This window comes from Streptomyces flavofungini, assembly GCF_041028215.1.
Taxonomy (GTDB): domain Bacteria; phylum Actinomycetota; class Actinomycetes; order Streptomycetales; family Streptomycetaceae; genus Streptomyces; species Streptomyces flavofungini_B.
In genome coordinates this window covers 1-7,804 of the sequence record NZ_JASKYR010000355.1, presented here as the reverse complement: position 1 = coordinate 7,804, position 7,804 = coordinate 1, and the positions used below count along the sequence as shown (strand labels likewise).

Genomic DNA, 7,804 nt, shown 5'->3' with positions numbered 1-7,804 from the left:
GTGCCAGAGCGCCTCCTCGGCGAGGCCGCCGCCCCCGCCCCAGTCGCCGGAGAGCCGGCCGATCGCCGGGAAGCGGGCGGTGCGCCCGTCGGGCAGCATGCCGACGCAGTTGATGCCCGCCCCGCAGACCACGGCGACGCCGCGCGGCTCGGCGTCCTCCAGGAGCCCGGCGCGCAGGATGGCGAAGGTGTCGTTGCGGACGTCGACCGACGCCCCCCAGGCGCGCCCGCGCAGCGCGTCGGCCAGCTCCCGCTCCTCGACCGGCAGGTCGGCGTTGGCGAGACAGGCGGACACATGGCCCACGGAGTCGGCACCCGCCTCGGCGAACGCCCGTGTCACCGCGTCCGCGAGGACGTCCATCGCGGGCCCGACGCCGACCTGGGGCGGTTGGAACCCGCCGCCGCGGGCCGCGCCGACGACCTGGCCGTCGGCCGCGACCACCGCGACGTCGGTCTTGCTGTTGCCCGCGTCGATGGCGAGCACGCTCGTGCCTACGCCCACGCCAGGTGCTCCCGGTTGTGCGCGACGAGGCTGTCGGTGAGCCGCTCGGCGTACGCGTACTGCCCGACCAGCGGGTGGGCGAGCAGCGCCTTGAAGACGCGCTCACGGCCGCCGTGCAGGGCCGCCTTCAGGGCGAGGTCCTCATACGCGGTGACGTTCGCGATCAGCCCCGAGAACAGCGGGTCGAGCCCCGGCACCGCGAGCGGAGTGGCGCCCGTGCGGTCCACCGACGCCTGGACCTCGATGACCGCGTCGTCGGGCAGGAAGGGCAGGGTGCCGTTGTTGACGGTGTTGACCACCTGGTGGGGGCTGCCGCCGTTGCCGAGCAGGGAGGCGGCGAGGTCCACGGCCGCCTCGGAGTAGAAGGCTCCGCCGCGCTTGGCGAGCAGGGCGGGCTTCTCGTCGAGCGTCGGGTCGCCGTACATCGTCAGGAGCTCGCGCTCCATCGCGGCGACCTCGGCGGCGCGCGACGGCTTCGTCCTGAGCTCCTCCACCACGGCGTCGTGCTGGTAGAAGTAGCGCAGGTAGTACGAGGGGACGACGCCGAGGCGGTCGACGATCTCGCGCGGCATGCGCAGATCCCCGGCGACCGCGTCGCCGTGCTCGGCGAGAAGCTTCGGCAGGATGTCGTCGCCGTCCGGGCCCCCGAGACGCACGCCCGTCTCCCACGTCAGGTGGTTGAGACCCACGTGGTCGAGGTGCACCTCGACCGGCGCGACGCCGAGGAGCGCGGCGAACTTGCGCTGGAACCCGATCGCCACGTTGCAGAGGCCGACCGCCTTGTGCCCGGCCTGGAGCAGCGCGCGCGTGACGATGCCGACGGGGTTGGTGAAGTCGATGATCCAGGCGTCCGGGTTGGTGCGGCGCACGCGCTCGGCGATGTCCAGGACGACGGGGACCGTGCGCAGCGCCTTGGCGAGGCCGCCCGCGCCGGTGGTCTCCTGGCCGACGCAGCCGCACTCCAGGGGCCACGTCTCGTCCTGCTCGCGGGCCGCCTGCCCGCCGACGCGGAGCTGGAGCAGCACCGCGTCGGCGTCGGCGACGCCCGCGTCCACGTCGGAGGTGGTGACGATGCGGCCGGGGTGCCCCTGCCTGGCGAAGATGCGGCGGGCGAGGCCGCCCACCAGCTGGAGGCGGTCGGCGGCCGGGTCGACGAGGACGAGCTCCTCGATCGGCAGGGTGTCCCTCAGCCGTGCGAACCCGTCGATGAGTTCGGGTGTGTAGGTCGACCCTCCGCCGACCACTGCGAGCTTCATATCGGTTCTCAGCCCTTTACTCCGGTGAGGGTGACGCCTTCCACGAAGGCCTTTTGTGCGAAGAAGAAGACGACGATGACGGGCGCCATGACGAGCAGGGTCGCGGCCATCGTCATGTTCCAGTTGACGCTGTGGGCGCTCTTGAACGATTCGAGGCCGTAGCTGAGCGTCCAGGCGCCGGGGTTCTGGGCCGCGTAGATCTGCGGTCCGAAGTAGTCGTTCCAGCAGTAGAAGAACTGGAAGAGCGCGATGGCGGCGATGCCCGGCTTGGCCATCGGGACGACGATTCTGACCATGGTGCGGAATTCGCCGCAGCCGTCCACCTTGGCGGACTCGATGTACTCCTTGGGGATGGTGAGGAGGAACTGCCGGAGCAGGAAGATCGAGTACGCGTCACCGAACGCCATCGGGATGATCAGCGGCCACAAGGTGCCCGAGAGATGGAACTGCTGGGCCCACACCAGGTACATGGGGATCACGATGACCTGCGGCGGGAGCATCATCGTGGAGATGACGAGCAGCATCGCGGCGCGCCGCCCACGGAAGCGGAACTTGGCGAGCGCGTACGCCACGGGGATGGCGGAGCAGACGGTGAAGAGGGTGCCGAGTCCCGCGTACAGGAGGGAGTTGCGCCACCAGTCGAGGAAGCCCGGCGTCTCGAACACGGCCTTGTAGTTGGACCAGTGCCAGGAGTCGGGCCACAGGTCGCCGCTCATGGCCTGCGAGTCGCTCATCACCGACGTCAGGAAGACGAAGACGAACGGCAGGACGAAGAGCAGCGCGACGGCTATGGCCACGCTGTGCACGGCGATCCAGTGCAGGACCCGCTTGCGGCGGGCGCGGGCCGCGGCGGGCCCCCTGGAGGCCGGGGCGGTGCGTTCGGGCGCCGGGGTGGGCGCGCTGAGAGTCGTGGATGTCATCGGAATCCTCAGTCCTCCGCCGAGAGGAGCCCGGCGCGCTTGCGCATCAGGAGCATCGTCACGGCCATGGCGATGGCGAAGAGCACGAGCGAGAGCACGCAGGCGGCGCCGGTGTTGAAGTTCTGGAAGCCCATCTGGTAGACGAGCTGGGGGACCGTGAGGGTCGAGTGGTCGGGGTAGCCGGGCTGGATGACGGACCCGGGGCCGATGTTGACGCCGGAGGCGACCTTCCCCGCCACGAGGGCCTGCGTGTAGTACTGCATGGTCTGCACGACGCCGGTGACCACCGCGAACATCACGATCGGCGTGATCGCGGGCCAGGTGACGTAGCGGAACTTGGCGAACGCCCCGGCACCGTCGAGCTCGGCGGCCTCGTACTGCTCCTTGGGCACGTCGAGCAGGGCGGCCATGAAGATGACCATCAGGTCGCCGATGCCCCACAGGGAGAGCATGACGAGCGAGGGCTTGGCGGTGTCCGGGTCGTTGAACCAGTTGGGCCCGGAGACGCCGACGGCGTCGAGGATCTCGTTGACCGGCCCCGTGCCCGGGTTGAGCAGGAAGACGAAGGCGACGGTCGCGGCCACGGGCGGCGCGAGGTAGGGGATGTAGAAGGCCGTACGGAAGAGTCCGGCCCCGGTCTTGATCTTCGTGATCAGCAGTCCGAGCGAGAGCCCGAACACCACCCGCACGGCCACCATGACCACGACGAGCCAGAGGGTGTTCCACAGGGCGGGGCCGAACAGGGGCATCTGCTCGAACACGTACGTCCAGTTCCTGAGCCCCACGAAGGTGGGCTCCTTGATCTGGTTGTAGTGCATGAACGAGAAGTAGACGGTGGCGATGAGGGGATACGCGAAGAAGACGCTGAACCCGACGAGCCAGGGGGAGAGGAAGGCGAGCGTGCGCAGTCTGCGGCGCGCGGGTCCTGAGAGGGTCATTGCCATGGCGGGGTCCTCGGCTCAGCTCTTCGACTGGAGGGTGTCGGCGTCGATCTGCTCGTCGAGCTTCTTCAGGCCCCTGCGCAGGTCACCCACGCGGCCCGCCTCGACGGAGTAGGAGAAGTCCCCCAGCGAGACGACGTACGCGCCGCCGTTGACGGAGGGCGGCAGCGCCTTGCTGTGCTTGTTCTCCAGGATGTCGAAGAAGGTGCGGAAGGTCGGGTCGGCGTCGAGGTCGGGGGAGTCCAGCGCGGCGAACGTGGAGGGCACGTTGTGGATCGCGTTGGCGAATTCGACGACCTGTTTCGTGTCGGCGGTCAGGAACCGCACCAGCTCCCAGGCGGCGTTCTGGTGCTTGCTGCTGTGCGCGATGCCCGCGACGGTGCCGGTGATGAAGCCGCGCCCGTAGGTGTCGGCCTGGTCGTCGGGTACGGGCAGCGGAGCGACGCCCCAGTCGAACTTGGCCTTGGCCTCGTTCAGCATCAGCCCGCGCCACTCGCCGTCGAGGTGCATGGCGACCTTCCCGGTCAGGAAGGCGTTCTGGCTGGACATCTCGTCGCCGAAGGTGAGCCGGAACCGTTCGAGGTCGTCGAAGCCGCCCTGCACGCGCGCGAGTCTGCGCGCGGTCTTGAAGAAGTCGTACGTGACGGGCTCCTCGGCGAGCCGTGAGTTGCCCTCCGCGTCGAAGTACTCGGGCCCCCACTGGGCGAAGAGACGGTCGGGGCTGTTCTGGTAGAAGCGGAAGTTGGGCAGGTAGCCCACCTGCTCGTAGGAGTGCTCGCCGCGGCGGATCGTCAGCTTCCTGGAGACCTCCTCGAACTCGGACATGGTGCGGGGAGGCCGCTTGATGCCCGCCTTCTTGTAGGCGTCCTTGTTGTAGTACATGCCGAAGGCGTCGGCGAGGAGGGGCAGCGCGCACTGGTTGCCGCGGTAGCTGGTGTAGTCGAGCAGCGTCTTGGGGAACGTCTTGCGCTTGTCGAGGCCGGTCTTCCTCATGAACGGGTCGAGGTCCGCCCACATGCCGGAGTCGCAGTACTGGCCCACATTGTTGGTGGTGAAGGAGGAGACCACGTCGGGGGCCTTGTCGCCGCCCGCGCGCAGCGCCTGGTTGATCGTCTCGTCGGAGACGTTGCCGGTGGCCTGGACGTCGATGTTCGGGTGCAGCTTCTCGAACCGGGCGATGCTGTCGTTGACGGCCTTGACCTCGCCGGGCGTCGCCCAGCCGTGCCAGAACTTCAGGGTGACCGGCTCGGTCGGGTCGTCGTTCGCGCTGCCGACGCTCGGATTGGCACAGCCGGCGAGCAGGAGCCCGGCTGCGGCGAGCGCCACGGGTATGCGCCATCGCGGCATGGCGGCCTTCCTTTACGAAGGAGTACAAGAAGTACGAGGCGTACGGGGGAGGGGCGGAGCTGGGGGACGGAGCTTTCGGGTGTTGTCCCGGCGTACCGGGCTGGCGCTCAGGCCGTGTCGAAGACCTGGTCGCGGGCCTGGGTGAGGGCCTGGCGGAGAGCGCCGGTGAGGATCGGGTCACCGTCGAGTTCACTGATGCGGACCTGCGGGCGCGGCAGGGCGAGCCCGGTCAGCTCCTCCTCGACGCGTACGCGCAGCTTGTCGCCGCCCGCCTGGGCCACGGACCCGGAGAGCACGACGAGTTCGGGGTCGACGACGGCGATGACGGCGGCGATGCCGGTGGCGATCCGCCGCGCGACCTCGTCGAGCGCGGCGTCGTCCGCCATCACCTCGGCCAGCGTGGCGCCGCCGCCCGTCAGCTCCCGCACGATGTACGCGGAGACGAGGCTCTCGAAGCCGCCACCGCCACCGCCCTCACCGCGTTTCAGGGGTGCGCCCGGCAGCGGCATGTAGCCGATCTCGCCCGCGCCGCCGGTGGCGCCGCGCAGCAGGGTGCCGCCGATCACGATGGCGGCGCCGACGCCTTCGTCGACCCAGGTCAGGACGTAGTTGTCGTGGTCCTGGGCGGCGCCTTCGTACTGCTCGGCGACGGCGGCCAGATTGACGTCGTTCTCGATGGTGACGGGCGTTCCGAGCACGGCGGCGAGGTCGTCGCGCAGGGTGCGGGAGTGCCAGCCGGGCAGGTGCGGGGCGTAGCGGAGCTGGCCGGTGTGCGGGTCGATGGCGCCGGGGGTGCCGATGACGGCGGCCCGCAGATCGTCATGCCCGAGCCCCGCCTGGCGCAGGGCGCCGTCCACGGCCTCGGTGACGAGCTGGGCGGTGCGGTGGCGCACGTCCTCGGCGACGGCGTCGGCCTCCACCCGCTCCCTGCCGAGCACGGTGCCGGTGATGTCGGCGACGAGGGCGGTGATGCCGTTCGGGTCGGCGGACAGCGCGGCGACGTGTCCCGCGCCGGGGTCGATCTCGTACAGCAGGGCGTTCGGCCCGGGGCGTCCGCTCTGGCTGCCGGTGGTGTGCACGAGGCCGGCCGCTTCGAGCCGCCCGAGGAGCTGGGAGGTGGTGGGCTTGGAGAGGCCGGTCAGCTCGCCGATGCGGGTACGGGTGAGGGGGCCGTGCGCCACGAGGAGGTCGAGCACGGCCCGGTCGTTCATGGCCCGCAGTACGCGTGGCGTGCCGGGTGTACCGGGGGTGCCGGGAGCTCCCGGGGTGCTGCCTGCTGCCATGACGCCACCTGCCTGTACGTGTCGGCCGCCGCTGACTCGCGCTAACTGTTAGGAAACTTTCCAATTCGTGAGGACCGTACGGCTGGCGTGAATATGCCGTCAATAGAGGGCGCCCTCGCGGCAACCAAGTCGTTACCTGGCGGTGGCTGGTGTTGCACAGGGTGCGGCCGGGGTGCCGCACGAAGGGGCGGCGGGCGAGCGCGCGGGGGCGCCGCCTGTCCGACTGGATGGCTAGATGGCTATTAACCCCATCGGGTGGCTCGAATTCAGATTGTCGGCGGCGGGCCACAAGAATGACGACCCTCACGGCTGTTGGAGGTCTGGTGTCCCGCTCCGCCTCGTCCGCACCGAAGATGACCACCCTGGGGTGTTCCCTCTTCGCGACCCGCTGGCTCCAAGCTCCGCTGTACTTCGGCCTGGTGGCCGCGCAGGGGGTGTACGTCTACAAGTTCTTCAACGAGCTGTGGCACCTCATCCACCACGTCGTCAGCGGGCACGCGGACGAGACGCACGTGATGCTCGCGGTCCTGAAACTCGTCGATGTGGTGATGATCGCCAATCTGCTGATCATGGTGATCGTCGGCGGGTACGAGACGTTCGTCTCGCGGATCGGCCTCCAGGGCCACCGGGACCAGCCGGAGTGGCTCTCGCACGTGAACTCCAACGTGCTCAAGGTGAAGCTGGCGACGGCGATCGTGGGGATCTCCTCGGTCCACCTGCTCCAGATGTTCGTCGACGTCCACCACACACCCCGCCACGACCTGCTCTGGGGCACGGTCATCCACATGGCGTTCATCGCCTCGGCAGCCATCCTCGCGTACATGTCCGGGCCGATGGCGGCACAGGAGGCGCGGGCCCGGGGCGTGCACCGCGTCGAGGAACCGCAGGCCGTGGTGGTCCCCGCGCAGCGGGACGGCGGGGAGCCGGTGGAAACGGGCGGGGTCGCGGACACGGGGGCCGAGGAGCGGATCGAGGCCGCCGGGTTCCCGGCCCGCAAGGTCCTTGAGATGTTCGACGAGGGGCGCCTGCGGGCCCCCGGACCGCAGGTGATCACGCGCCTCGGCAAGGCCGACTTCGTCGCGGGCGGGGCGAACGTGGTGCTGCTCGGCGACCCCGGCACGGGCAAGACCCACTTGGCGGTGGCCCTCGGCGTACGGGCCTGCCAGGCCGGACACCGGGTGCTGTTCGCGACGGCGGAGGAGTGGGGGGCCCGGCTCGCGGACGCCAAGGCCGAGGGGCGGCTCGGCAAGGAGCTTGCGCGGCTGGACGCGTATGCGGTGCTCGTCGTGGACGAGATCGGCTACGTCCCCCTCGACCCCGAGGTGGCCCGCCTCCTCTTCCAGCTCGTCTCGCACCGCTACGAGCGGGCGTCGCTGATCGTCACGAGCAACCTGCCGCTGGGCCGCTGGTCCGAGGCGCTCGGCGGCACGGCCCCCGCGACGGTGGACCGCCTGGCCCACCACGCGGAGATCCTGGCCCTGGACGCGGACAGCTACCGCGCGCGTCGAAGCGCGCCGACGGCCGGGCGCCCCTGAGTGACCGGATGCGCCGGGTCC

At 70.1% G+C, this 7,804-nt stretch carries 7 protein-coding genes; 1 reads left to right on the top strand and 6 read right to left on the bottom strand.

What is annotated here, in order from left to right; translation table 11 throughout:
- The 6 genes from AB8Z36_RS23260 to AB8Z36_RS23235 form a co-directional block, all read right to left on the bottom strand.
- Positions 1-501: BadF/BadG/BcrA/BcrD ATPase family protein (locus AB8Z36_RS23260; RefSeq protein WP_369215306.1), on the bottom strand; the 501-nt coding region annotated here is incomplete at its 3' end.
- Entirely contained in the window at positions 492-1,757 is a 1,266-nt protein-coding gene (locus AB8Z36_RS23255) for a 6-phospho-beta-glucosidase (protein WP_369215305.1), read from the bottom strand. The genes AB8Z36_RS23260 and AB8Z36_RS23255, both read right to left, overlap by 10 nt.
- 8 nt (positions 1,758-1,765) lie before the next feature.
- Entirely contained in the window at positions 1,766-2,677 is a 912-nt protein-coding gene (locus AB8Z36_RS23250; RefSeq protein ID WP_369215304.1) for a carbohydrate ABC transporter permease, read from the bottom strand.
- Positions 2,678-2,685: 8 nt separating this feature from the next.
- Entirely contained in the window at positions 2,686-3,621 is a 936-nt protein-coding gene (locus AB8Z36_RS23245; protein WP_369215303.1) for a carbohydrate ABC transporter permease, read from the bottom strand.
- Positions 3,622-3,636: 15 nt separating this feature from the next.
- Entirely contained in the window at positions 3,637-4,965 is a 1,329-nt protein-coding gene (locus tag AB8Z36_RS23240; RefSeq protein WP_369215302.1) for an extracellular solute-binding protein, read from the bottom strand.
- A gap of 107 nt (positions 4,966-5,072) precedes the next feature.
- Positions 5,073-6,248, bottom strand: a complete 1,176-nt coding sequence (locus AB8Z36_RS23235; RefSeq protein ID WP_369215301.1) for an ROK family transcriptional regulator — start codon at positions 6,246-6,248, stop codon at positions 5,073-5,075.
- A gap of 353 nt (positions 6,249-6,601) precedes the next feature.
- Between AB8Z36_RS23235 and istB the strand changes: the two genes are divergently transcribed.
- Complete coding sequence (gene istB / locus AB8Z36_RS23230; protein WP_369215300.1) at positions 6,602-7,783, top strand: IS21-like element helper ATPase IstB; 1,182 nt, start codon at positions 6,602-6,604, stop codon at positions 7,781-7,783.
- Positions 7,784-7,804 lie beyond the last annotated feature (21 nt).